Raw genomic sequence first — 25130 nt, 5'->3', positions numbered from 1 at the left:
TATTCTGTTCTACTAAATAGGTGTAACATTAGATATTAACGAAGATGAAGCGGTACAACAAGCACTTTCGATATTAGAAAAAGAATTTGTAACATTTGATGATAAGGATTTCGATAAGTTAGTAAAGCTTATGTATAACTTTTAAATGTGTTCCAAGCAACTAAATTTTTTTAATAGTAGATGTAATATTATTGAATAAAATGAAGTGTTTGGTGAGGTTGTGAGGTCTTATCAAGTGGTTATCCAAGAAGAAAAAGATGGAAAAGAAGAAGTGTTCGAAAATATTAGTCATAGTCAAATGCTTGATTATTTTTCTAAACATCATGATACGGCTTACCGCTTCAAATCATAAGTAGTTAAAAACCATTAAGGGTAAAGGGAGGGCTTTATGTGAAAACACCTTCTAATGATGAAGAATATGTAATTACCTATATTGATTTGGACACAGATAGAGAGCCTCTATTATCTTTTAATTCTAAAAAAGAAGCGGAAGATAAGTTTAAAGAAATAAAAAAGAATAAAAATTATATATATGAGTTCCTTATGACAAGAAGCCAATATGACCAATTCCAATTGGATGTAATCATAATGGGTGAATCAGATGAAGGAGAATTTTAAAAGGGGGAGTGGAGGTACATTGGGAGAAAAATTCGTTGTAACAACGGAACAGGTAGATGAATTAATCCTTAACTCACATTACATTAGACTTATTAAATAAGCTGAAAATGCTAATGCAAAGATCAGATAAATCCGATTCCACTATAAACTAGTTTCCTTTTCATTCACTGTGTCCTCTCTTTCCCCTAAAGATTTATGATTTTAATGTATGTTATCTGAAAAACAATATCAATGTTGTTACGTATTGAACGTCATTAGCTGTTTGAATACCAAAAAAATACCCATACTACAATCGAGGTGAGAACATGTATAAATTATTATCACATAACGATTTAGACGGAGTAGGGTGTGGGATTTTAGCCAAGCTTGCTTTTAACGATAAGGTGAAGATACGCTACAATTCCATTACAGCACTTGATCGCGAAATCGAATTCTTTTTGGAGAATGATCAACAGAAAACATTTTTGTTTATTACAGATCTTTCTCCAAATGAAGAGAATGAAAAAAGGATTCATGATTATTATCAGGCGACTGGTAATGTGCAATTGTTGGACCATCATAAGACAGCACTCCATTTCAATCAATATGAATGGGGAAAGGTATTAATTGAGGATGAGCAAGGCTTTTTAACGTCAGCTACATCTTTATATTATCAATACCTGGTTATCCATGGACTATTAGAAAAAACAGAAGCCGTTTCTGAATTTGTAGAGTTAGTAAGACAATACGATACATGGGAATGGGAAAAGAACGGCAATTTACAAGCACAAAGATTAAATGCACTCTTTTTTCTAGTGTCTATTGAAGAGTTTGAAGAGAAAATGCTTGAGCGTTTAAAAACAAGCGATCATTTTGACTTCGATGAATTCGAAAAGAAAATTTTAAGCATGGAAGAAGAAAAAACAGAGCGTTACATTCGGCGTAAGAAACGTGAGCTTATTCAAACAAATTTGGGCGATTTCTATGCTGGGGTTGTCTATGCAGAATCCTATCTTTCTGAGCTTGGCAATGAATTGGGAAAGGAAAATACGCATCTTGATTATATTGCGATGATCAATATGGGCAGTAAAAAAATATCCTTTCGAACAATCCATGATCATATTGATGTGTCAGCTATTGCCGCCAAATATGGTGGAGGTGGTCATCAAAAGGCTGCTGGCTGCTCATTAACGCTGGATGCATACAAGCAGTTTGTAGTGGACACCTTCCATATAGAGCCTATTCCAGAAGATGCAAAAAGAAATCGTTATAACGTAAAGGGGTCTACGTTTGGGACTTTCTATAAAAACCAGCAAGATGAAATGTTTATGCTCTATTCAAACGATAAAGTTGACTGGATAATTGAAAAAAATAACACGCCACTAACACAAACTTTTGCAAGCTTTAATGAAGCGGAATGGTTTTTAAAGCGAAACAATCAAGTGTGGCTAGTCAGAGATGATCTCTTTGTGGACTATTTAATGCGTGAAGTCAATAAAGTTCGTCATCTACATAAAGGGATGTAATATCCTTTTATACATAATGAATCTTCAACATAGAAGGTTATATAATGCATGATTGAGCACTACAATAAATCATAATGATTTTTATAAAAATGAGGTGTACGGTTGTCCAATGATATGATTCGAGTTGTGGATTTGGATAAGGAAAATCGGAGAAGTAAGAAATGGTTTATTGTTGTAATCCTTTTATTAATGATTGCTAGTGGATCGATGCTGTATTTGTGGTGGGATCAGGATGTGAATTTTGAAGCCTATAAAACGGATGTAGGAAAAACAGCTAGCAATAGCTTAGGGCGGTTAACATTAAATGAAGTGATTATAGATGACAATCAAATTTTATTGAATGCAACTTTCGAGCCTGGAAAAGAGTTTAAGCCAGGCCATCAAGTATTTTTCTTTCCGCAAATTCTCGTTAATGGTCAAGATTATATGGTTCGTAATGGAGGACAGTCCATAGCGAAGTCTGCCAACGTTTATACGATATACAATAGCATTAAAATGGATGATTTTCCGTCAGATGAACAATTAGAATTAGATATTCGTTATAAAGATTGGAATGTGGAAACACCAATTGATAAGCCATGGGAATTTCAGGTAGATGCTTCACAAGAGCAATTACAACAAGACCGTGAAACCTTTTCCGTTAATAAAAAAGTGAAGCATGTTGATCAGCAAGAAATAACCATTGACAAAATTGTCTCCACCCCTATTTCGACAACGATTTATTTTCATGCTGAACAAAGTGTGGTCAATGATGCGTTGCACTTCAAAATCCAATCAAAATCAGGACAATCATGGAGCTTTGCAACACCCTATCCATTAAATAAAGAGGGTACAAGGTGGGGGAGCCGTGTAGATGCACTATACCTAACAGAAAGAAATTATACATTAATTCCAATCAATAGTGAGGGCAGTAAAGTAGATTCTGCAATTAAAATAAAGAAAGATTAATAGTGAAGGAAATTTTACAAACTCTTAATCTAAAAAAAATAGCTTTCCGTGTAAGATGAAATAAAAGATATGGAAAGTAGTTGAGAGTTTGAAAAGGCTTTGGGAGATTTTTTTTGTTGCTTTAAAATTGGGCTGTACCTCGTTCGGAGGCCCAACAGCTCATCTAGGTTATTTTCAACAGGAATATGTACAGAAGCGTAAATGGCTTTCTGCACATGATTATGGTCAACTTGTTATGTTAAGTCAATTTTTGCCTGGACCTGCATCCAGTCAGGTAGGGATGGGGATTGGTTTACTTAGAGGTGGAGTTTTAGGAAGCTTTCTATCATTTCTTGGTTTTACATTACCATCTGTGCTGATACTTATTCTTTTTGCCTATTTCTCCATGTTTACAGAGCTGAAGATGGATTGGATTCATGGTTTGAAGTTAGTAGCAATAGCGATTATCGCCCATGCTATTTGGGACATGAGCAAAAAATTACTGTCAACAAAATGGCATTGGTTGATTGCTTTCTTGGCATTGATAACAGTATTGATGTGGATACATCCACTTGCACAAATTGCAGCAATATTAATAGCTGCTTGCTTTGGCTTTCAACTACTAAAAAAAACCGACGAGGGCAATACCTCAAAATTAGTATATATACCGATTTCAAAAACTACTGGCATTGTTTTACTAGCGCTCTTTTTCATGCTACTCCTAGGTTTACCTATATTAAGCGCTTTATGGCATCATGAGTGGTTTTCATTGATGGAGAAATTTTATCTTGCAGGTGCCTTAGTATTCGGTGGTGGTCACGTTGTCTTACCTTTACTGGAAACACAATTTGTTCAAAGTGGTCAAATAAGTACCTCAGATTTTCTAGCTGGCTATGGTATGACACAGGCAGTTCCGGGTCCTTTATTTACATTTGCTGCATATATCGGTATGGTCATTGCTGGCGTTCCAGGGGCTATTATTGCTACTTTCGCAATCTTTCTACCAGCATTTTTGCTAGTAGTTGGGGCGCTACCATTTTGGATTAGCCTAAGTCGTATTGCCCGTCTGAGAGGTGCGATGGCAGGCGCAAATGCGGCGGTCATTGGTATTCTAGCCGCTGCTTTTATTCATCCAATTGTGACACAAACCATCCTCAGCGTGTTAGATATTTTCATAGTGGCTATCTTTTTATGGTGTTTAATTCGATGGAAAATACAGCCTTATTTATTGGTGCTGTTAGGAATTGCTGTGGGCGTCATTTTTTATACATGAAAAAAATCTGCACTTTCGATTGTTAGATTCTTACTAATAATCGGAGGTGCAGTTTGTTTTGTAATTACAGAATCAATATTAATGAAAAGGACCAATGGGTTTCATAGCGTTCCATCTAAGGATTCGTTATAATGTAGAAATGGAAAAGACTTAACGCGAAAGAAGGGATTGCTATGGCACGAGGTGTTTACATTCATATTCCTTTCTGTCATCAAATCTGTAATTACTGTGATTTCAATAAATTTTATTTTAAAAATCAACCAGTGGATGAATATATAGAAGCGCTTGGAAAAGAAATGGCCCTGACAACAGAAAAACATCCTGAAAAATTCCGTAACATCGAGACGATTTTTCTTGGTGGCGGAACACCGACAGCTTTATCACCTGAGCAATTGGACAAACTACTAACGTATATTCATACGTATATTCCAATGAAGAGTGTGACAGAATTTACATCAGAGGCAAATCCTGATGAATTGTCTGCTGCGAAATTGCAGGTATTGTTTGACGGTGGTGTTAATCGTTTAAGCATGGGGGTTCAATCTTTTGACCAAGGATTGCTACAGAAGATTGGACGCACGCATAGTAATGATCATGTCTATGAAACAATCGCCTTGGCTAGAAAAATTGGCTTCTATAATATCAGCATTGATTTAATGTATGGTTTGCCTGGGCAAACGATGGCTCAATGGAAGGATTCATTAGCCAAAGCTTTTACTCTTGATTTGCCACATTTCTCTGCTTATTCTCTTATTGTGGAACCGAAAACGATTTTTTATAATCAGTACGCAAAAGGGAAACTGTATTTACCGACAGAAGATCTAGAAGCGGATATGTATGATGTGCTGATGCAACAAATGGCTTTACAGGGGCTTCAACAATACGAAATTAGTAATTTTGCAAAGCCTGGGTATCATTCAGAGCATAATAAGATTTATTGGGATAATGATGAGTATGCGGGGTTTGGCGCAGGTGCTCATGGGTATTTAGCAGGTATACGCTATTCCAATCATGGTCCATTAAAAAAGTATATGGAAGCTGTTGAGGCAAATGAGCTACCAATTGTCCACGCACATGAAGTAACCCAGGTGGAAAAAAGAGAAGAACAAATGTTTTTAGGGTTAAGAAAAACAGAGGGCGTTATGCACTCTATATATGAAGAGAAATTTAAAACATCTATGTCTGCCCATTATGATGTGGTAATAAAAGATCTTGTGTCAAAGGGGCTTTTAGAACTGGATGAGCTTGGTGTACGCCTGACAAGAAAAGGACGTTTTGTGGGCAATGAAGTATTTCAACAATTTTTGCTAGAAGATTGAGCGATATCGTTGACATAAAATGTGGGATTTGATAACTTAATAATAGTATTAGCACTCCTCTTAGTTGAGTGCTAACAGAGGTGATAATCATGCTAACAAATCGGCAGTTACAGATATTGCAAGTCATTGTAGACGACTTTATTGTGTCTGCTCAGCCGGTAGGTTCTCGCCAAATCTCCAAAAAACAAGGGATTACATTTAGTCCAGCCACTATTCGAAACGAAATGGCGGATTTAGAGGAATTAGGCTTTTTAGAAAAAACGCATACCTCCTCTGGTCGAGTGCCTTCGGAAAAGGGTTACAGATTTTATGTAGATCATTTGTTGAGTCCTCAGGGTATTAATTCCAAGGACATTCAACAAATTCAATCAATTTTTAATGATCGACTAGTAGAAGTAGAGCATATTATCCGAAAGTCAGCCAACATTTTATCAGAGCTGACATCGTATACTTCCATACTTTTAGGACCTGATGTCCAAAGGCATCGTGTTAAACGATTTTCAATTGTCCCCCTTTCTAGCGACACAGCAGTAGCGATTATCGTGACGAATAATGGGCATGTAGAAAATCGCATGTTCAATCTACCGCCTGACTTTACCGCTTCTGATTTAGAGAAAATGGTGAATATCTTAAATGAGCGTCTTATTGGTGTTTCATTAGAAGATCTCCATAAAAGCCTTGAAGCTGAAGTGCTAGCAGTGTTACAGCAACATGTTCGATCAGCGGATGATTTTATTCATGCACTTGTCACAGCAACAATGCATAATTCAGAAAGTAAAATATTCTATGGTGGGAAAACGAATATGTTCAACCAACCAGAATTCCATGACTTAAATAAAGTCAGGATGATTTTGGACTTAATGGAGACGACTAGCCAAGTGCAGTCACTTTTCCATCCAAACGAATCAGGTATTCATATTCGGATAGGCTCAGAAAATAAACAGCTAGAAATGGAAAATTGCAGTGTCATTACCACTACCTATTCCATTGGTGATGATCAACAGGGAGCCATTGCTATTATTGGTCCTACACGCATGGATTATAAACGTGTTGTGGCTTTATTAGACATAATGCGCTTGGATTTAACACAAGCCTTTATGAAGAATCGTAGTGAATGATAATGAGGAGGATTCAAGTGACGGAAACAACGGAAAACAAAGATTTAGTTCAAGAAGATGTACAAGCTGAAACGGCAACTGAGGAAGTAGAGCAAACAGAGGTTCAGGAAGAAGTAGAGTTAACAATTGAAGAACAGTATGAGGCTAAGCTGGCTGAACTACAGGCAAAGCTAGCTGACGAAGAAAATCGTCACCTACGTTTACGTGCCGACTTCGATAATATGCGCCGTCGTAATCAGTTAGACCGTGAGGCAGCTGAAAAGTACCGCGCACAAAGCTTACTATCTGATTTATTACCAGTCCTTGATAATTTTGAGCGTGCTTTACAAGTAGAGACAACTTCTGAAGAGACTGCATCGATTATTAAAGGAATTGAAATGGTGTATCGCTCTTTAATTGAAGCAACAGAAAAAGAAGGTCTGCAAGTGATTAAAGCTGAAGGTGAGCAATTTGATCCAACGATTCACCAAGCTGTTATGCAAGAACAAGATAGTGAAAAAGAAACGGGTATTGTCTTACGCGAGCTACAAAAAGGGTATATCTTAAAGGATCGTGTATTACGCCCAACAATGGTATCTGTGAACGAATAGTCTTTGCGCTATTTAGTCAATTAAAATTAGTTAGAAAACGCATCCCTTGCGTTGACATAATAGGAGGAAATTTTAATGAGCAAAATTATTGGTATTGACTTAGGAACAACAAACTCTTGCGTTTCTGTACTTGAAGGTGGAGAACCAAAAGTAATTCCAAACCCAGAAGGAAACCGTACAACACCATCTGTTGTTGCCTTTAAAAATGGTGAACGTCAAGTTGGTGAAGTGGCGAAACGTCAATCAGTAACAAATCCTAACACAATCATTTCTATTAAATCAAAAATGGGTACGGCTGAAAAAGTAACAATAGAAGATAAAGACTACACACCACAAGAAGTATCTGCGATGATTCTTCAATACTTAAAAGGCTATGCTGAAGACTACCTAGGAGAAAAAGTGACAAAAGCAGTTATTACAGTTCCTGCTTACTTTAACGATGCACAGCGTCAAGCAACAAAAGATGCTGGTAAAATCGCAGGTCTAGAAGTAGAGCGTATCATCAACGAACCAACTGCTGCAGCTCTTGCTTATGGATTAGATAAACAAGATCAAGATCAAAAAGTATTAGTATTTGACCTTGGAGGCGGTACGTTTGACGTGTCGATCCTTGAGTTAGGTGACGGTGTCTTTGAAGTACTAGCTACAGCTGGTGATAACAAACTAGGTGGAGATGATTTCGATGACGCAGTTATCGAATATCTTGTAGCTGAATTCAAAAAAGAAAATGGCATTGACTTATCAAAAGATAAAATGGCAATGCAACGTTTAAAAGATGCAGCTGAAAAAGCGAAAAAAGATTTATCTGGTGTAACATCAACTCAAATCTCTTTACCATTTATTACAGCTGGCGAAGCAGGACCATTGCACTTAGAAATTTCTTTAACTCGTGCGAAATTTGACGAAATTACTTTACCATTAGTAAATCGTACAGTAGGTCCAGTACGTCAAGCATTATCTGATGCAGGTCTTTCTACTTCTGAAATTGACCAAGTTATTTTAGTTGGTGGTTCAACACGTATTCCAGCGGTACAAGAAGCGGTACGTAAAGAAACGGGGAAAGAGCCTCACCGTGGTGTAAACCCTGACGAAGTTGTTGCAATGGGTGCAGCAGTACAAGGTGGCGTATTAACAGGTGATGTGAAAGATGTTGTATTACTTGACGTAACACCTCTTTCACTTGGTATTGAAACAATGGGTGGCGTGTTCACAAAATTAATCGACCGTAACACGACTATTCCTACTTCAAAATCTCAAGTTTTCTCTACAGCAGCTGATAACCAACCAGCAGTAGATATTCATGTTCTACAAGGTGAGCGTTCAATGGCAGCTGACAATAAAACATTAGGTCGCTTCCAATTAGCGGATATTCCACCAGCACCACGTGGTGTACCTCAAATCGAAGTAACATTCGATATTGATAAAAACGGTATCGTATCTGTAAAAGCAAAAGATCTTGGTACGAACAAAGAGCAAACAATTGTAATTCAATCTGATTCTGGTTTATCAGAGGAAGAAATTGAACGCATGGTAAAAGACGCTGAAGCTAATGCTGAAGCAGATGCTAAACGTAAAGAAGAAGCAGATCTTCGTAACGAAGCAGACCAATTAGTATTCCAAGTGGATAAAACAATTGCTGACCTAGGTGAGCAAATTACAGAAGATGAGAAAAAGTCAGTTGAAGATGCTCGTGATGAATTGAAAAAAGCGCTTGAAGCTGGTGAATTAGAAGGTATTAAAGCAGCTAAAGAAAAATTAGAAGGCGTATTACAGCCACTAGTGATGAAAGTTTATGAACAAGCGGCAGCAGCTGCTCAAGCAGCTCAAGGTGGCGATGCAGGTGCAGACACTGGCGCTGGTAAAAAAGATGACGGTGTTGTAGACGCTGAATTCGAAGAAGTAAAAGACGATAAATAAGAAGTAGCACAGTTAAGTGATAAAGCCAAAGACCGCTTGCGGCTTTGGCTTTTGTCATGATGTGAGGTCACTTCACGTAAATGGCACCATTTATGGGTTAGTTGCATACGTTAGCTGCTAGGAAGTGAGTATCTTCAATCTTATGGAACTTATAGAACCTTTAATCTAAAAAAAGAGGCAGTTTTTTCAACTGCATGTTACAATAGATTTTATGCAAACAGAGCGGAGTGTGAATCATGGAGAAACGCGATTATTACGAGGTGCTTGGTTTAACAAAATCGGCTACAAAAGACGAGATTAAAAAAGCATACCGTAAATTATCAAAACAATATCACCCTGATCTTAATAAAGAGCCGGGTGCAGATGAAAAATTCAAAGAAATCGCTGAAGCATATGAAGTATTAAGTGACGACCAGAAAAAAGCACGCTACGACCAATTTGGTCATGAGGATCCGAATGCTGGTTTTGGTGGTGGCTTTGGAGGAGGCGGCTTTGGCGGCTTCGAGGATATTTTCAGTTCATTCTTTGGCGGTGGTGGTCGCCGTCAAGACCCAAATGCTCCACGTAAAGGGGATGATCTGCAATATCGTATGAACATCCAATTTGAGGAAGCTATTTTTGGGAAAGAAACAGAAATAGAAATCCCAAAAGATGAAACGTGTGAAACATGTCACGGTTCAGGAGCAAAGCCAGGAACGCAACCTGAAACATGTTCAACATGTAAAGGTGCTGGACAAATCAATCAAGCAGTGGATACACCATTTGGTCGTATGATGAATCGTCGTACATGCTCAACATGTCATGGAACAGGTAAAATCATTAAAGAAAAATGTACGACTTGTCGTGGGGAAGGAAAAGTCCAAAAACGTAAGAAAATTAAAGTGACGATTCCAGCAGGTGTGGATGATGGACAACAAATTCGTGTATCTGGTCAAGGTGAGCCAGGTATAAACGGTGGGCCTGCAGGGGATTTATATATTATGTTCCGCGTTCAAGGCCACAAGGATTTCGAACGAGATGGAGACGATATTTACTTCGAGTTGAAATTAACATTCCCTCAAGCTGCACTTGGGGATGAAATTGAAGTACCGACAGTTCATGGGAAAGTAAAATTACGTATTCCAGCTGGAACACAGTCAGGTGCTCAATTCCGTCTAAAAGATAAAGGTGTGAAAAATGTTCATGGTTATGGTATGGGTAATCAGTATGTGACAGTAAAAGTTATGACACCAGAAAAATTAACGGAAAGACAAAAACAATTACTACGAGAATTTGCCGAAATTAGTGGCGATATCCCTGAAGAACAAGGTAGTTCACTATTCGATAAAATTAAGAAAAAATTCCAAGGTGAATAATTAGAGGAGCTGAAGAGCTACGTGAAGTGGTCAGAATTATCCATTCATACAAAAAATGATGCGGTAGAAGCAATTTCGAATATTTTGCATGAAGCAGGTGCAAGTGGTGTTGTCATCGAAGATTCTGCAGAGTTTGCGAAGCCACGTGAAGATCAATATGGTGAAATTTATGCGCTAAATGAAGATGATTTTCCGAAAGATGGCGTGATTATTAAAGCTTATTTATCGGAGTCTAGTTTTTTAAATGAAACAGTCGAAGAAATTAAAGCAGCTATCACAAATTTAACGAACTTTAACATTGATATCGGCGAGAATGTGGTATCCATTGTGGAAGTCAATGAAGAAGATTGGGCAACTGCCTGGAAGCAATACTACCATCCTGTTAAGATTTCTGAACGCTTTACTATCGTACCGACATGGGAGGAATACACACCTGTTTCAACAGATGAGCTAATTATCGAATTAGATCCTGGTATGGCATTTGGTACAGGTACCCACCCGACGACGGTGATGTGTTTACAAGGACTTGAAAAGGTCATTAAAGAAGGGGATACAGTTGTTGATATTGGTACAGGATCAGGTGTATTGTCTATTGGTGCAGCATTACTTGGTGCCAAAAGTGTGCATGCGCTCGATTTAGATGAGGTTGCTGTACGTTCAGCGCGAGAAAATGTAGCATTAAATAAAGTGGAAGATAAGGTGGCAGTATTCCATGGTAATTTATTGGATACTGTAAAAGAGCCAGCAGATGTGGTAGTCGCTAATATTTTGGCTGAAATCATCATGTCCTTCACAGATGACGCGTATACAATTGTAAAACCAGGTGGATTATATGTCACTTCGGGCATCATCGGTGCAAAACGTGATGATGTTAAAGTAGCACTAGAAGCTTCAGGTTTTGTGATCGAAGAAGTATTATTAATGGAAGATTGGGTAGCCATTATTGCCCGTCGTCCACTATAACATGACTGAGGAAGCGCCAAATCGTGAGCCGTGTGCCTGTTGCTTGTGATTTGGCGTTTTCCTTTCTTGCTAGAAAGGACTGTGTGGCATGCAACGTTATTTTATTGAGACAGCTATAGAAAATGCACGTATTAATGGAGAAGATGCACGGCATATTGAACGAGTGATGCGTATGAAGCAAGGCGACAAAATTGTAGTTGTTGCACAAAACACTGCGCATATATGTACAATTGAAGGGTTTGAAGGGGATGAGGTCGTCATTGAAGCGACAGGTCAAACAATCCCCTCTCCAGAGTTACCCATTCAAGTAACAGTAGCCTGTGGTTTACCGAAGGGTGATAAGCTGGAGCTTATTACCCAAAAAGCCACAGAGCTGGGGATGTTTGCTTTATTACCCTTTGAAGCTGAACGCTCCATTGTAAAATGGGACAAGAAAAAAGGGGCAAAAAAGCAAGAAAGATTACAGAAAATTGCTAAGGAAGCTGCGGAACAAGCTCACCGCACACATATTCCAACAGTTTTTGAACCCATATCATTTAAACAGCTAGTACAACAAATAGATCATTTCGATGCCGTTTTTATTGCTGATGAAGAGGATGCAAAAGCAAAAAAGCGCACAAGGTTTGCGGAGAAGCTAAAAAACGTGTATGATAAGAAGTCGAAATCAATGCTTATTATCTTTGGTCCTGAGGGGGGCATTTCTCGTCAAGAGTCAGAAGCGCTATTACAAGCAGGCGCTCAGACGATGTCATTAGGACCGAGAATTTTACGAGCAGAAACAGCGCCATTATACGCACTGTCTGCCATATCGTATGAATTTGAATAACAGCTATGTATAATTTACTATCAACATAACCTAGAAAAACCACATAATATTTGAACTGCCCCGTAAAAGTTAGACATCAATCTAACTTTTACGGGGGTTTTTTTACTTAAATCATATTTGAAGTGGGTCTGCGTTAAATCCCTGCTTAAATGGAGTTTTACCCCGTCGTGTAAGGTAACGGGGAAAATCACAACCTCAAACATTCCAAATAAAATAATTAAAAGAACAAGTTCAATGTCCATACATAGATTTAATTGCGACATACTCTAGCGATAGGAGAGCTCACTAATACTATAAATTGAAATGAGGGAATTTTTTGAGTGAACAATTTATTAATCAGATTCAACCTTGTCCAGTAACATCAACTGAACAAATCCCCTTAACGAATGAGATTACACCATTAGTTACTACACCGCTTACGACGCCAACTATTAAAATTCCAGTTGTACTGGCAGAACCAACACTGCAAATCGTTGTCGAGTCGGATATTACACTTAATCCTGCAGCGACAGAGATTAAACGAGTGAAAAAGAATGTCTTCCTAAATCAAGTGAAATTGGTACCGGTTAGCTTTGCACGTATTGCTAACACTGATTTCTTTAGAGTAACACGAGCTAAATTATTTGTAGCAGGACATATTCGGAAAAATATCGAATATGCTTCATCAGCATGTAATGGGGCACTTCAGGATAGAATTGCTGATGTTCCGTTTTCTGGTTTTACAGATCTTACTTTTCCACAAACAGCAGGAGGCGCTACACCAATCTTAGGAATTTCTGAGTTTGCCGAAGCGAACTTCCTTAACGAAAGAACACAAATGGATGCTCGATTAGATAAGGCTTTCTTCCAAAATCTCGTTAAATACAATGAACAACCATTTGGTGAATTAGTAGCAGCCAACTTCTTTGAACTTGATTTTTCACCGATTATGGCAGCTCCTGAAGAAGCATTCAGCACATTACGTGAAAAAATTGTATTAGAACTTACTGTAAAAGTATTGCAAGTCCAACAAATCCGTTTGGGCGCTGGAAGTAGTGTAGTAACACCTGTTCTTCAAGGGCTTACTCCACCAGCAACACCAATTGTTCCTGGTATTATTCCACCTACTGAGCCTTGTTAATTTTTATATGTAGTGGAGCAAAGATGGTAACAATAATACTGATATAAAATCAAATATGTTGTTGGGCAGTTGAAAGTTCACTTTTACACGAACTTTTAACTGCTTTTTTTGGCAAGATAAGGACATGCGCCTTCCAATTGTATCTCATGGTGGGGACTGTGACAAAAGTAAAAATATTGCATAATATGGATTGTAATTAGTATTGTAAATTTTCAATTATATAATTTTAAAGGTCCTAACATAATCGTATCAGAAGAATTAGCTAATAGATTAAAACTTAAATAAAAATTGATTGTTATGCCTTTTTGTCAAATTATTATTTGGGAGTGAACGAATGGCAACTCCATGGATTAATTTTAGAGAAATGAAGAAAATATCCTCTAAACAAAATAAATACACTGAGTGGAGGTATCAAACTAAAATAGATGACGAATCTCCATTAGAACAGACTTTTAATGGAAATAATAATCTGCTTGATGAAATAGAATATAAACCATTTACAGAGGAATCTACTTTAACTGACCATATAATCTCTAATGAAGAGCTACCCGAACCTATGGAGCCGACTATTGAGGAAGAAAACGAACATCACCCAAATTTTGAGAACTTCAGGGAGGATGCTAGCTTAGCAGAGCTATTAGCATCTAATGAAGAGCTACCTATACCTAAAGAAACAAATGTTGAGCAAGAAAACGAACATCCTCTAGGTATCGATGAGAGTAGGGGAGAGGAACTGACTTTATCGGAGCAATCAATCACCCATGAAGAACTACCCATAATTACAGAAAATAATATTGAGCAAGAAAACGAACATCACTTAGATATCGATGAGAGTCACACAAAAGAGACATTAATAGAGCAATTAGCCTCCATACCTATAGAAGCGAATGTTAAGGAGAACAAAGAACATTTCCGAAATACGGATGAGAACCATGTAGAGGAATTAACTTTAGACCAGATAGCATGCAATCAAATCGTACCTAGTCCAACAAAGGTAGAAATTGACCATCTACTAGATAGTGATGAGAACTCTCTTGAAGAACAAAATTCAACAGCTCAATCAGACGATAATCCAAAATTTCTCAATAAAGCTCTGTCTGAGGCTGGAAATAATATGCATTTGGATGATATAGCAGAAAAGGAGAAAAATAATCCTCCAAATCGTATTAAAGGGATTGCAAAGTCTTTAATAGGTGAAGTATGCACCATTATCCAAAAAAGTCCCTTTTCTACTTATGTAGAAATTAACGATTTTCTTCATGCTCCTATTTATGGTGAAAATGTTCAAAATACAATATTTGAATTTCTTGATTTAAATGATAACCTATCTCCCCAACTTCAGACGAAGCTACTCCAAACCATTTCGGTTTTCCCTGAACAACCAGATTGTCGTTTGGTTAGCTCCAACATTAATCAAATGATTTCTTTAATGAGAACGGATACTAATAAAAAAAATGGTAGTGAGCAGCATCCGTTTAAATCTGTAGTAGTTCCCTTACATAACTCACAAGCAATTAAAAAAGGAGAAATTAACTCCTCTGAGCCTTTTATACATATACGAGTTCCTGTTGTCCTAGGGGAATACAAAATAGAAATATGTATGGAGGAAAAAATTGCTTTTGATAAAGGAATTGAAGAGGTTAAAGAGATCACAAATGAGGTAGTACTATCCGATTGTAGATTTGTACCTATTCATAGATCCCAGCCATTGGGAAATGGAACAAGAACGGTATCAAAGGGGAATTTATTTATAGAGGGCTACATACAGCACAATATTGAGTATAGGGTATCTAATACGCAAAATAAGGCAGCCATTCATCCAAATCGATTGTGTCAAAATATAGTATTAGAATTAATTATCCAAATGTTACAAGTACAAAAAATTAAAGTACTGTTTGACTGGCAAGGTAATGGAGGATTATAGAAATTTATCCCTTAATTTAAATAAAATGAATATCAAACTAATATATACGTCCATGTATAGATTTAAATGCTACATATTCTAGCGATAGGAGAGCTCTCTAATACTAAAAAAATGAAATGAGGGAAATTTTTTGAGCGATCAATTAGAAAGCCAATTTCAACCTTGTCCTGTAACATCAACTGAACAAATTCCATTAACGAATGAGATTACACCAGTAGTCACTACACCGGTTACAACGCCAACTATCAAAGTTCCAGTTGTATTGGCAGAACCAACACTGCAAATTGTTGTTGAGTCGGATATTACACTTAGCCCTGCTGCAACAGAAATCAAACGAGTGAAAAAGAATGTCTTCCTAAATCAAGTGAAACTTGTACCAGTCAGCTTTGCACGTATTGCTGGCACTGATTTCTTTAGAGTAACACGAGCTAAATTATTTGTAGCAGGACATATTCGGAAAAATATTGAATATGCTTCATCAGCATGTAATGGGGCACTTCGAGATAGAATTGCTGACGTTCCGTTTTCTGGTTTTACAGATCTTATTTTCCCACAAACACCTGGAGGCGCAACACCAATCTTAGGCATTTCCGAGTTTGCTGAAGCGAACTTCCTTAACGAAAGAACACAAATGGATGCTCGATTAGATAAGGCTTTCTTCCAAAATCTTGTTAAATACAATGAACAACCATTTGGTGAATTAGTAGCTGCCAACTTCTTTGAACTTGATTTTTCCCCGATTATGGCAGCTCCAGAAGGGACATTCAGCACATTACGTGAAAAAATTGTCTTAGAACTTACTGTAAAAGTATTGCAAGTTCAACAAATCCGCCTTGGTGCTGGCAGTAGCGTAATAACGCCTGTTCTTTTAGGACTTACACCTCCTACTAGTCCTTGATAAGTGCTAGTTTAGAGTACAGGAGAATATTATAATATACTAACAAAGCTAGTAGTACAGAAGGATATTTTGTTTGTACTACTAATTTTCTTATAGGAGCTGTAAATCTTTAAAACATCTATCAATATTATGAAAAATCAAATACAAGTGAATGATTAGCTTCATACAAGGAAAAAGGGTTGCCTATATAAATAAAATGTACCCTTTGTAAAGGACATTTTGAAAAAGGTTAGGCAACTTCTTGAAGCTGCTGTCTGTATTTTGCAGGCGGCAGCTTTTTTAAATTCCATTGCCCTCGATAATGATTGTAGTAAATCATATAACTCTTAATTTCTTTCTTTACTTCTTCTAACGTTTCACATGCTCTAATAGTTGTTTCATCTTTAAAATGCCCAAAGAACGATTCTTGTGGCGCATTATCCCAACAGTTTCCTCGACGTGACATGGACTGTCCTAAGCCAATTTTCTTCACTAAGGCTCGGAATTTTGGATTCGTATAGTGGAAACCTTGATCCGAATGGATAAAGGCATCCTCCCTTAAATGCCGATGTTTCTTTAATTTATGTAACGTATTGAGCGCAATTTCTATACCCAATGTAGAGGATACTTCATACGCTAAAATTTCATTTGTTTCGGCGTCTTTTATCGTTGATAAATAAGCACGTTTACCGCCTCCATATGTTAAATATGTGATGTCGGTTAGTAATACTTTTCCTGCCACACCTTGCTTGAAGTTGCGCTGTAAATTGTTAGGGCATATACGGTGTTCCTTCGTTGCTTTTGCCATACGACGCGCTGGATTGGCTTTTCGAATGGGACAGATAATATTAAACTTTTTCATAATGCGACGGATACGCTTAAGGTTGTACGTAATTTCATATTGGTTTTCTAGTGTCATTTTTATTTGACGTGCGCCTTTCTTTCGTCCTCGGAAATGAAAGGCCTTTAAAATGACTTCTTTCACCACTTCATCTTCTTCATTCTGTTTTTGACGAGTTAAGACAGCTTCTTCTCTAAAATAGCGATAGTAGCCTGAGCGTGAAACCTTTGCCATTTCACAAAGATATCGTACCATCCGTTTTAATTGATATTTTTCAATAATTTGATGGATTAACTCAAATTTTTGTGTAGTACTTATTTTGATTGCTTCCTTATCAGCTGCCTTTCGAGTTGATCTAGCTTTTTTAAAAATTCGTTTTCTGCTTCTAACAATTTCATCTTCGCCTCTAAGCGGGCGTATTTTTCTTCTATACTTAATTCGCGTTCTAAAGGGCGACCTGAAGCATGTTTTCTGGCATCTTCTAAGCCTGTAAGCCCATGCTCTTTATAAGCTGTACGCCAACGATTCGAAGCTCTCCGAATACGAGCTGGACCAAGGGCTTCAATGTCAAAACCCGCCTCAAAAAAGATTTCACTTGGATATTTTCCTTTATCGTATTCATCAATAAAAAATTCTTTAAATTCATCTGTATAAGTAATGGCTTTCGCGCTTACTGTTTTGACGTATGGATTTAATTTTAATTGTGCCTGTTGTTGTTCCGAAAAAAATTTTTTAGTCATACAATCTACCACCGCTCGTTTTTTCTTCATTATAAATAAAAATACCCTATAAGATGACCTTTTTGAAAGTGTCTATCTTATAGGGTACATTTTAAAAATGGGCAGCCCTTTTTTTACTATTTATTTCACTGTTTCTAAAACGCGTACAAATTGTCCTTTTGAGTGAGGGTAGCCTGCTTGTGTAATTTTTACTTTTACAAGTTGTCCGATTAGACTTTCTGGACCCTCAAAAACTACTTTTAAGTAGTTGTCTGTATAGCCTGTTAGAAGGCCTTCTTCTTCACTGCCATCATGCACAAATTCTTCAGGAATAACTTCTAGCACTTGATCTTCAAAACGAGAAGCATACTCTTTTGCTAGTTGATCATTTAAAGAGATAAGTCGGTGGACACGTTCATTTTTAATGTCTTCATCAATTTGATCTTCCATACGTGCAGCTGGAGTTCCTGTCCGAGGAGAGAATGGGAAAACGTGTAGCTCAGAGAATTTATGATCACGGATAAAGTTGTACGTTTCCATAAACTCTTCTTCTGTCTCGCCGGGGAACCCAACGATTACATCAGAAGTAACAGCTAAATCAGGTAAAGCCTCATGTAATTTTGTTAAACGTTCACCGAAGAATTCCATTGTATATTTACGACGCATACGTTTTAATACCGTATCAGAACCAGATTGAATCGGAATATGTAAATGATTCACGACAATCTTTGATTCACGTAGTACTTCAATTACTTCATCCGTTAATTGACTAGCCTCAATGGATGAAATACGAAGACGCTTTAAGCCTTTCACATTGGCCTCTAAATCACGTAGTAATTGAGCAAGATTATAATCTTTTAAATCTTGTCCATAGCCACCTGTATGGATACCAGTTAAGACAATTTCAAGATAACCAGCGTCGACTAATTGCTGTGCTTGATGTAATACTTCTTGTGGGTCACGAGAACGCATTAAGCCGCGTGCCCATGGAATAATACAAAATGTACAGAAATTGTTACAGCCTTCTTGGATTTTTAACGAAGCACGTGTACGGTCTGTAAATGCTGGTACATCTAATTCTTCGTATACTCGGTTTTTCATAATATTACGTACAGCATTAATCGGTTGACGTTCCGCACGATATTGTTCAATATAACCAAGTAATTTCGTACGATCTTGTGTTCCGACAACGATATCGACACCAGGAATAGCCATAATTTCTGCAGGGGAGGTTTGTGCATAGCATCCTGTTACACAAATAACTGCATCCGGATTTTGACGAATTGCTCGACGAATGACCTGACGAGATTTTTTATCTCCAGTGTTCGTAACTGTACATGTATTAATGACGTAAACGTCTGCTTGTTGATCAAATTCTGTACGATCATAGCCCTCTTCTTTAAACAGCTGCCAAATTGCTTCTGTTTCGTAATGATTTACTTTACAACCTAGAGTATGAAAACTCACGATTTTTGATCGCTCGTTACTCATGATATATATCATCCTTTCAATTCACATTACCTTGTGTTTCCAAACATTTAATAAGTTTTTCGTTGTACATATTTTAGATACGTGATTTATGATAACATAAACCTTATAAAATCAGTACATATAAGATTTTTTTGTGAAATAATAAGTGATTTGTCTTCTGATGACTTCTATGTTCTTAAAAGTTTACATTTCAGCTTTTATTATATAGAAAGAAATTAGACGCCAACGTGAAAAAATGGTATGATTCGAAGAGGTACGTACATCTTGTTTAATGAAGGAGCGGTCAACAATGGAAAAGAATTTTGCACGTATGATTGATCATACATTATTAAAGGCTGAGGCAACGAAAGAACAAATTGACAAATTATGTGCAGAAGCTAAACAATTTAACTTTGCTTCTGTTTGTGTAAATCCTACTTGGGTAAAGCGTAGTAGTGAATTATTAGAGGGTACAGACGTTTTAGTTTGTACGGTAATTGGGTTCCCGCTTGGTGCCAATACGCCAGCAGTCAAAGCATTTGAAGCAAAAGATGCTATTGCTAACGGTGCAAAAGAAGTAGATATGGTTATTAATATCGGTGCGTTAAAAGATAAAGACTATGAACTTGTACAAGCAGATATCGCCGCAGTAGTAGAAGCAGCTAAAGATAGCGCACTTGTAAAAGTCATTATTGAATCATGCTTACTAACAGACGAAGAAAAAGTGAAAGCATGTGAGTTAGCTGTAGCAGCGGGTGCAGACTATGTGAAAACATCTACAGGTTTTTCTACTGGTGGAGCCACAGCAGAGGATATCGCACTTATGCGTAAAACTGTAGGTCCAGAACTTGGTGTAAAAGCATCAGGTGGTGTTCGTAGCTTAGAGGACATGAAAAAAATGGTAGAAGCTGGTGCGACTCGTATTGGGGCTAGCTCTGGTGTAGCTATTATGAATGGTTTAATTGCCGACTCCAACTATTAATTTTATCCTTTTATAGAGCCATAAGCTCATGTGTACATTGACATGAGCTTATGGCTTCTTTGTGTTTAATCAGCATAATAATTTTCTGTGCACATATACTCCACTGATGAATGTAAATACAGAAAGGAGGATGTCATGTTTACACAGTATAAGTCTTGGAGGCCCTATATTAGCCCCTTTGATCCTTGTAAGCCTATAGAAGTTAAGTATTATGCAACACCCCCACAATTATATATGGGTTTTCAACCACCTGGACTACCACAATTTCCAACCGCAAGAGAAGCGCTGAAGGCAGGCACGCTATGGCCACAGTTGTTTAGCCCATACCCATTTCCCCTAAAAGGAGGGAGGAAGCATGACTAAAAAGATGCCGCCCGAATTTTATAAGCAATTAGAAGAAATTCAAGCAATTGATTTCGTCATTGTTGAATTAAACCTCTATTTAGACACTCATCCACACGATTATGACGCCATTCAGCAATTTAATGAAAATACAGAGAAAAGTATGAAACTTAAAATTGATTTTGAGCAAAAATATGGACCACTCATGAATTTTGGGAGAAGCTATTCGAATTATCCTTTTAACTGGATTGATACACCATGGCCATGGCAAGTCTAAACAAAAGACTAGGAGGAATAATCTTTGTGGTATTATGAAAAGAAACTCCAGTATCCGGTAAAAGTTAGTACATGTAACCCAATGCTTGCTAAGTTTTTAATTGAGCAATATGGAGGGGCGGATGGGGAACTGGCAGCAGCTCTACGCTACATGAATCAACGCTATACGATTCCTGACAAAGTAGTAGGGTTATTGACCGATATAGCAACTGAGGAATTTTCACATTTAGAAATGATTGCCACGATGATTTATAAGCTAACAAAAGATGCAACACCAGAAATGCTGAAAGAAGCTGGCTTGGGTGATCATTATGTAAATCACGATCGTGCTCTCTTTTATCAAAACGCCTCAGGGGTACCATTCACAGCAACCTATATTCAAGCTAAGGGTGACCCTATCGCGGATCTGTATGAGGATATAGCGGCTGAAGAAAAGGCACGTGCCACATATCAATGGATTATTGACTTATCAGATGACACGGATTTAAATGATAGCTTGAAGTTTTTACGTGAGCGAGAAATTGTTCATTCCCAGCGATTTAGAGAGGCTGTTGAAATTTTAAAAGATGATAGAGATCAAAAGAAAGTTTTCTAAGACGAAAAAGGCTGTATCAAGTAGATAAACTGTACCCTTTGTAAAGGACATTTTAAAAAAGGCTAGGTAACTTGTTGAAGCTGCTGTCTGTATTTTGCAGGCGGCAGCTTTTTCAAATGCCATTGCCCTCGATAATGGTTGTAATACATCATATAACTCTTAATTTCTCGTTTGACTTCTTCTAATGTTTCACATTTCTCGATAGTTGTTTCATCTTTAAAATGTCCAAAAAATGATTCTTGTGGCGCATTGTCCCAACAGTTTCCACGGCGAGACATGGATTGTCCTAACCCCATTTTCTTCACAAGTTTTTGGAATTGTGGATTGGTATAATGGAATCCTTGATCCGAATGAATAAAGGCATCTTCCGTTAAATGGCGGTGTTTCTTCAATTGATGAAGCGTATTGAGGGCAATATCTATACTTAATGAAGACGACACTTCATACGCTAAAATTTCATTCGTTTCAGCGTCTTTAATCGTTGATAAATAAGCGCGTTTACTGCTTCCATACGTTAAATAGGTGATATCTGTCAGTAACACTTTTCCGGCCATACCCTGTTTAAAGTTGCGTTGTAATTCATTTGGGCACGTACGATGTTCTTTCGTTGCTTTTGCCATACGTCGAGTTGGATTCGCTTTTCGAATCGGGCAGATAATCTGATATTTTTTCATCACGCGGCGAATACGTTTCAGATTGTACGTAATTCCATATTGATTTTCTAACGTCATTTTAATTTGACGTGCTCCTTTTTTTCGCCCTCTGAAATGATACGCTTTTAAAATGATTTCCTTTACCACTTCATCTGCTTGTTCTTGCTCCACACGCTTCTGAGCTGATTTTTCTAAAAAATAATTGTAATAGCCAGACCGAGATATACCCATCACATCACATAAATAGCTGACTAAACGCTTTAATTTATACTTTTTCATCGTGTGATGGATGAGTTCAAATTTTAGTGTCGTAGCGATTTTTATTTCTTCTTCAACATCTGCCTTTCGAGTAGATCGAGCTTTTTTAACAATTCATTCTCTGCTTCAAGTAACCGATTTTTCGCCTCTAAACGCTTCAATTTTTCTTCTAATGTCAATTCGCGTTCGGAAGGTCTACCTGAATTTGTTTTACGTGTATCTTGTAAACCTCCGACACCTGCTTTACGATAAGAAGCTCGCCAGCGTTTGCCTGAAGATTCGATTCGTTTTATACCGATTAATTCAACATCTAAACCTGCATTTTCAAAAATTTCTCTTGGGAATTTACCTTTTTCATTTTCCGCAATAAAATGACGTTTAAATTCGTCAGTATATGTGATCGCTTTCTCGCTAACTGCTTGCACATTTGGATTACATTTTAGTTGTTCTTGTTCCATTTTCGTAAAATATCTTTTGGTCATTTCACTCTACCCCAACATCTTTTTTCTCATTATAAACAAAAGTACCCTATAGGATAGACTTTTTTCAAAGTGTCTATCTTATAGGGTACAGTTTAAGAACTTGAAACAGCTTTTTTGTGATTACTGAATATTTGAGAATAATGTAAGATCTTTTCGATGCCCAATCATTACTAATAAATCTTCCTTTTCAATAATCTGCTCAGGAGAAGGGGAAATAATAATTTCCCCTTCTCGCACAATTGCAATTACACTGACGTTATATTTTGCGCGCAAGTCTAAATCGCGAAGGTTTTGTCCAGCCATTTTAGAAGGAATCATAATTTCTTCAATACTGTATTCCTTTGATAATTCGATATAATTCAACATGTTTGGGGATAGGAGTTGATTAGCCACACGTTCACCCATATCTCTTTCAGGATAAATAATCCAATCAGCTCCAACTTTATCTAACACTTGCCCATGTCTTTTACCTAGTGCCTTTGCAATCACTTTTTTGATCCCTAGCTCTTTTAATAAAGAGACGGTTAAAATACTAGATTGCATATCATTACCGATCGCCACGATAACACAATCGAAGTTACCAATACCAATCGATTTTAAGGCTTTTTCTTCTGTTGTATCTGCTACCACAGCGTGAGTCACATAGGGTTCGGCATCCTCTACTCTTTCTTCATTTATATCAATTCCTAATATTTCCTGTCCAGCTTCATGCAATCTGCGAGCGACGCTTGTTCCGAATCTACCTAAGCCAATCACAGCGTATTGTTTAATGGTCATAGCGTTCTGTCTTCCTCTCATTTGGTTATCCAATCATAATATTTCCTTTTGGGTGGCGGAAACTCTCTTTTTTTCTTCGTTTTGCAATGGCAAAAGCAATGGTTAGTGGTCCTACTCTTCCTGCGAACATTGTAATAATCAGAAGAAGACGACCAGCAGGTGTTAGCTCTGGAGTTAGGCCCATCGAAAGACCAACAGTACCAAACGCAGAGGTAGCCTCAAATAAGTACATCATAAAGCTATGATGCTGTTCCGTGATACTGAGAAGAATCGTCACGACTATAACAATTAATCCTCCACACATTGTAACCGTCAAAGCCTTTAAGATAGTTTCAGTAACAATTCTACGTTTAAAGAGAACGACATCTTCTTTTCCTCGAATTTGTGACCACATAGTAGCTACTAAAACAGCAAAGGTTGTGATTTTAATACCTCCAGCAGTCGACCCAGAGCCTGCCCCAATAAACATGAAAAGAATCATTAAAAATAATGTAGAATGCGTTAAGTCCCCAATAGCCAGTGTATTGGAGCCAGCAGTTCGTGGTGTAACCGCTTGGTAAAGGGAACCTAACACTTTACCCCATTCGGATAATGGTCCCAGTGTCTTTTGGTTGCCATACTCAAACAAAAATATCAAAATGGTTCCACTAACAGTTAGCAAAAGTGTCGTTACTAAGACTATTTTTGAATGGACAGAAAGCCTTTTAGTCACACGATATTCATATAATTCATTCATCACAATAAAGCCTAATCCGCCGATTGTAATAAGAGCACAGATGGTGAAAACAACAAAGGGATCATCAACATAGGCAGTCATTCCGTTAAAGCCACCCATTAAATCGAAGCCAGCGTTGTTGAAGTTGGATATGGCATGAAAAAATCCAAAATAAAGGGCCTTTCCAATAGGCATATCAAAAGAAAAACGAATGGATAGAATAAGACCACCGATTATTTCAATACATGCTGTAAAGAGTAATATTCTTTTCACTAATCGAACAAGACCAGCAATGGAGATATTATTAAATGCTTCTTTTAGCAGCAGTCTTTCTTTTAATGAAATTTTCTTTCCAAGCAGTAAAAATAATAATGTGGCAAATGTCATAAATCCTAAACCGCCAATTTGGATTAAGAATAAAAGAACCACTTCGCCAAAAGTAGAGAAGGTATCACCTGTATCGACTACAATTAAACCTGTGACACAAGTAGCTGATGTAGCAGTGAATAAAGCATCTAAAAAGGGCAAACCCTTCCCATCCTCAGTAGAAAATGGCATTGTTAAAAGAAACGTACCTATGGCAATGATGAGGGCAAAGCCCAATACAAGAACTTTGGGAGGATTTAATGCTCTTTTAAAATTGTTCATTTAATTTTTCCTCAATTCTGAATAGTAAACAACTGTTTGT

The 25130-nt window shown here is 37.4% G+C and carries 24 protein-coding genes; 18 read left to right on the top strand and 6 right to left on the bottom strand.

What is annotated here, in order from left to right:
• Nucleotides 1-390 precede the first annotated feature (390 nt).
• The 14 genes from MKZ14_RS14765 to MKZ14_RS14700 all read left to right on the top strand — a co-directional run bounded on the left by MKZ14_RS14765 (nucleotide 391) and on the right by MKZ14_RS14700 (nucleotide 16353).
• A complete protein-coding gene (locus MKZ14_RS14765) occupies nucleotides 391-618 on the top strand; it encodes a hypothetical protein (RefSeq protein WP_004227013.1) in 228 nt (75 codons plus the stop codon).
• A gap of 305 nt (nucleotides 619-923) precedes the next feature.
• Nucleotides 924-2123 carry an oligoribonuclease gene (locus MKZ14_RS14760; RefSeq protein WP_339280171.1) on the top strand — a complete coding sequence of 400 codons (1200 nt, stop codon included), beginning with the start codon at nucleotides 924-926 and terminating at the stop codon, nucleotides 2121-2123.
• Nucleotides 2124-2225: 102 nt separating this feature from the next.
• Nucleotides 2226-3071 carry a DUF4179 domain-containing protein gene (locus MKZ14_RS14755; RefSeq protein ID WP_339280170.1) on the top strand — a complete coding sequence of 282 codons (846 nt, stop codon included), beginning with the start codon at nucleotides 2226-2228 and terminating at the stop codon, nucleotides 3069-3071.
• A gap of 88 nt (nucleotides 3072-3159) precedes the next feature.
• On the top strand, nucleotides 3160-4323 hold the full coding sequence (gene chrA / locus MKZ14_RS14750) for a chromate efflux transporter (protein WP_339280169.1): 1164 nt from the start codon (nucleotides 3160-3162) through the stop codon (nucleotides 4321-4323).
• A 173-nt stretch (nucleotides 4324-4496) separates the two neighbouring features.
• A complete protein-coding gene (gene hemW / locus MKZ14_RS14745) occupies nucleotides 4497-5642 on the top strand; it encodes a radical SAM family heme chaperone HemW (RefSeq protein WP_016992467.1) in 1146 nt (381 codons plus the stop codon).
• Nucleotides 5643-5731: 89 nt separating this feature from the next.
• Nucleotides 5732-6760, top strand: a complete 1029-nt coding sequence (gene hrcA / locus MKZ14_RS14740) for a heat-inducible transcriptional repressor HrcA (RefSeq protein WP_016992466.1) — start codon at nucleotides 5732-5734, stop codon at nucleotides 6758-6760.
• 17 nt (nucleotides 6761-6777) lie between these two features.
• A complete protein-coding gene (grpE, locus tag MKZ14_RS14735) occupies nucleotides 6778-7350 on the top strand; it encodes a nucleotide exchange factor GrpE (protein ID WP_016992465.1) in 573 nt (190 codons plus the stop codon).
• Nucleotides 7351-7425: 75 nt separating this feature from the next.
• The gene (gene dnaK / locus MKZ14_RS14730) at nucleotides 7426-9267 is read left to right on the top strand and encodes a molecular chaperone DnaK (protein WP_036076287.1); all 1842 of its coding nucleotides are present in this window, start codon (nucleotides 7426-7428) and stop codon (nucleotides 9265-9267) included.
• Nucleotides 9268-9503: 236 nt separating this feature from the next.
• Entirely contained in the window at nucleotides 9504-10622 is a 1119-nt protein-coding gene (gene dnaJ, locus MKZ14_RS14725) for a molecular chaperone DnaJ (RefSeq protein ID WP_016995416.1), read from the top strand.
• A 21-nt stretch (nucleotides 10623-10643) separates the two neighbouring features.
• The gene (gene prmA, locus MKZ14_RS14720; RefSeq protein WP_016995415.1) at nucleotides 10644-11585 is read left to right on the top strand and encodes a 50S ribosomal protein L11 methyltransferase; all 942 of its coding nucleotides are present in this window, start codon (nucleotides 10644-10646) and stop codon (nucleotides 11583-11585) included.
• Between the two features lie 88 nt (nucleotides 11586-11673).
• Nucleotides 11674-12411 (top strand): 16S rRNA (uracil(1498)-N(3))-methyltransferase, encoded by a 738-nt coding sequence (locus MKZ14_RS14715; RefSeq protein WP_312127178.1) that lies wholly within the window; start codon nucleotides 11674-11676, stop codon nucleotides 12409-12411.
• 316 nt (nucleotides 12412-12727) lie between these two features.
• Nucleotides 12728-13531, top strand: coding sequence for a CsxC family protein (locus tag MKZ14_RS14710; protein WP_258859837.1), 804 nt, complete (start codon nucleotides 12728-12730; stop codon nucleotides 13529-13531).
• A gap of 334 nt (nucleotides 13532-13865) precedes the next feature.
• Entirely contained in the window at nucleotides 13866-15455 is a 1590-nt protein-coding gene (locus MKZ14_RS14705) for a BC_2427 family protein (RefSeq protein ID WP_339280168.1), read from the top strand.
• 130 nt (nucleotides 15456-15585) lie between these two features.
• Nucleotides 15586-16353, top strand: coding sequence for a CsxC family protein (locus MKZ14_RS14700; RefSeq protein ID WP_016994111.1), 768 nt, complete (start codon nucleotides 15586-15588; stop codon nucleotides 16351-16353).
• A 229-nt stretch (nucleotides 16354-16582) separates the two neighbouring features.
• Here the strand turns inward: MKZ14_RS14700 and MKZ14_RS14695 are convergent, their stop codons facing one another.
• The 3 genes from MKZ14_RS14695 to mtaB form a co-directional block, all read right to left on the bottom strand.
• The gene (locus tag MKZ14_RS14695; protein ID WP_231745103.1) at nucleotides 16583-17545 is read right to left on the bottom strand and encodes an IS3 family transposase; all 963 of its coding nucleotides are present in this window, start codon (nucleotides 17543-17545) and stop codon (nucleotides 16583-16585) included.
• Nucleotides 17488-17913: an HTH domain-containing protein gene (locus MKZ14_RS14690; RefSeq protein WP_058844812.1), complete on the bottom strand. Its 426-nt coding sequence runs from the start codon at nucleotides 17911-17913 to the stop codon at nucleotides 17488-17490. Before MKZ14_RS14690 ends, MKZ14_RS14695 begins: the two co-directional genes overlap by 58 nt.
• Before the next feature lie 120 nt (nucleotides 17914-18033).
• Nucleotides 18034-19383 carry a tRNA (N(6)-L-threonylcarbamoyladenosine(37)-C(2))-methylthiotransferase MtaB gene (gene mtaB, locus MKZ14_RS14685; RefSeq protein WP_312127349.1) on the bottom strand — a complete coding sequence of 450 codons (1350 nt, stop codon included), beginning with the start codon at nucleotides 19381-19383 and terminating at the stop codon, nucleotides 18034-18036.
• Between the two features lie 289 nt (nucleotides 19384-19672).
• Here mtaB and deoC point away from each other — a divergent pair, with 289 nt between their 5' ends.
• The 4 genes from deoC to MKZ14_RS14665 all read left to right on the top strand — a co-directional run bounded on the left by deoC (nucleotide 19673) and on the right by MKZ14_RS14665 (nucleotide 21557).
• Nucleotides 19673-20344 (top strand): deoxyribose-phosphate aldolase, encoded by a 672-nt coding sequence (deoC, locus tag MKZ14_RS14680; protein WP_312127347.1) that lies wholly within the window; start codon nucleotides 19673-19675, stop codon nucleotides 20342-20344.
• A gap of 135 nt (nucleotides 20345-20479) precedes the next feature.
• Entirely contained in the window at nucleotides 20480-20707 is a 228-nt protein-coding gene (locus tag MKZ14_RS14675) for a spore coat associated protein CotJA (protein ID WP_016994108.1), read from the top strand.
• Nucleotides 20700-20963, top strand: a complete 264-nt coding sequence (locus MKZ14_RS14670) for a spore coat protein CotJB (RefSeq protein WP_016994107.1) — start codon at nucleotides 20700-20702, stop codon at nucleotides 20961-20963. The genes MKZ14_RS14675 and MKZ14_RS14670 overlap by 8 nt, the downstream gene beginning before the upstream one ends.
• 24 nt (nucleotides 20964-20987) lie before the next feature.
• Complete coding sequence (locus tag MKZ14_RS14665; protein WP_004227065.1) at nucleotides 20988-21557, top strand: manganese catalase family protein; 570 nt, start codon at nucleotides 20988-20990, stop codon at nucleotides 21555-21557.
• Nucleotides 21558-21619: 62 nt separating this feature from the next.
• On the opposite strand, the gene MKZ14_RS14660 is transcribed toward MKZ14_RS14665, so the two are convergent.
• The 3 genes from MKZ14_RS14660 to MKZ14_RS14650 all read right to left on the bottom strand — a co-directional run bounded on the left by MKZ14_RS14660 (nucleotide 21620) and on the right by MKZ14_RS14650 (nucleotide 25090).
• A protein-coding gene (locus MKZ14_RS14660) for an IS3 family transposase (protein WP_339280167.1) occupies nucleotides 21620-22950 on the bottom strand; the annotation gives its coding sequence in 2 pieces (ribosomal slippage) (nucleotides 21620-22569 and nucleotides 22569-22950; 1332 coding nt in all).
• Between the two features lie 120 nt (nucleotides 22951-23070).
• Nucleotides 23071-23727 carry a TrkA family potassium uptake protein gene (locus MKZ14_RS14655; RefSeq protein ID WP_016994106.1) on the bottom strand — a complete coding sequence of 219 codons (657 nt, stop codon included), beginning with the start codon at nucleotides 23725-23727 and terminating at the stop codon, nucleotides 23071-23073.
• Nucleotides 23728-23752: 25 nt separating this feature from the next.
• Entirely contained in the window at nucleotides 23753-25090 is a 1338-nt protein-coding gene (locus MKZ14_RS14650) for a TrkH family potassium uptake protein (protein WP_259419311.1), read from the bottom strand.
• Nucleotides 25091-25130 lie beyond the last annotated feature (40 nt).

It is taken from the genome of Lysinibacillus sp. FSL P2-0066 (assembly GCF_037969495.1).
Classification (GTDB): domain Bacteria; phylum Bacillota; class Bacilli; order Bacillales_A; family Planococcaceae; genus Lysinibacillus; species Lysinibacillus boronitolerans.
This window is presented reverse-complemented; position numbering and strand designations above follow the sequence as displayed.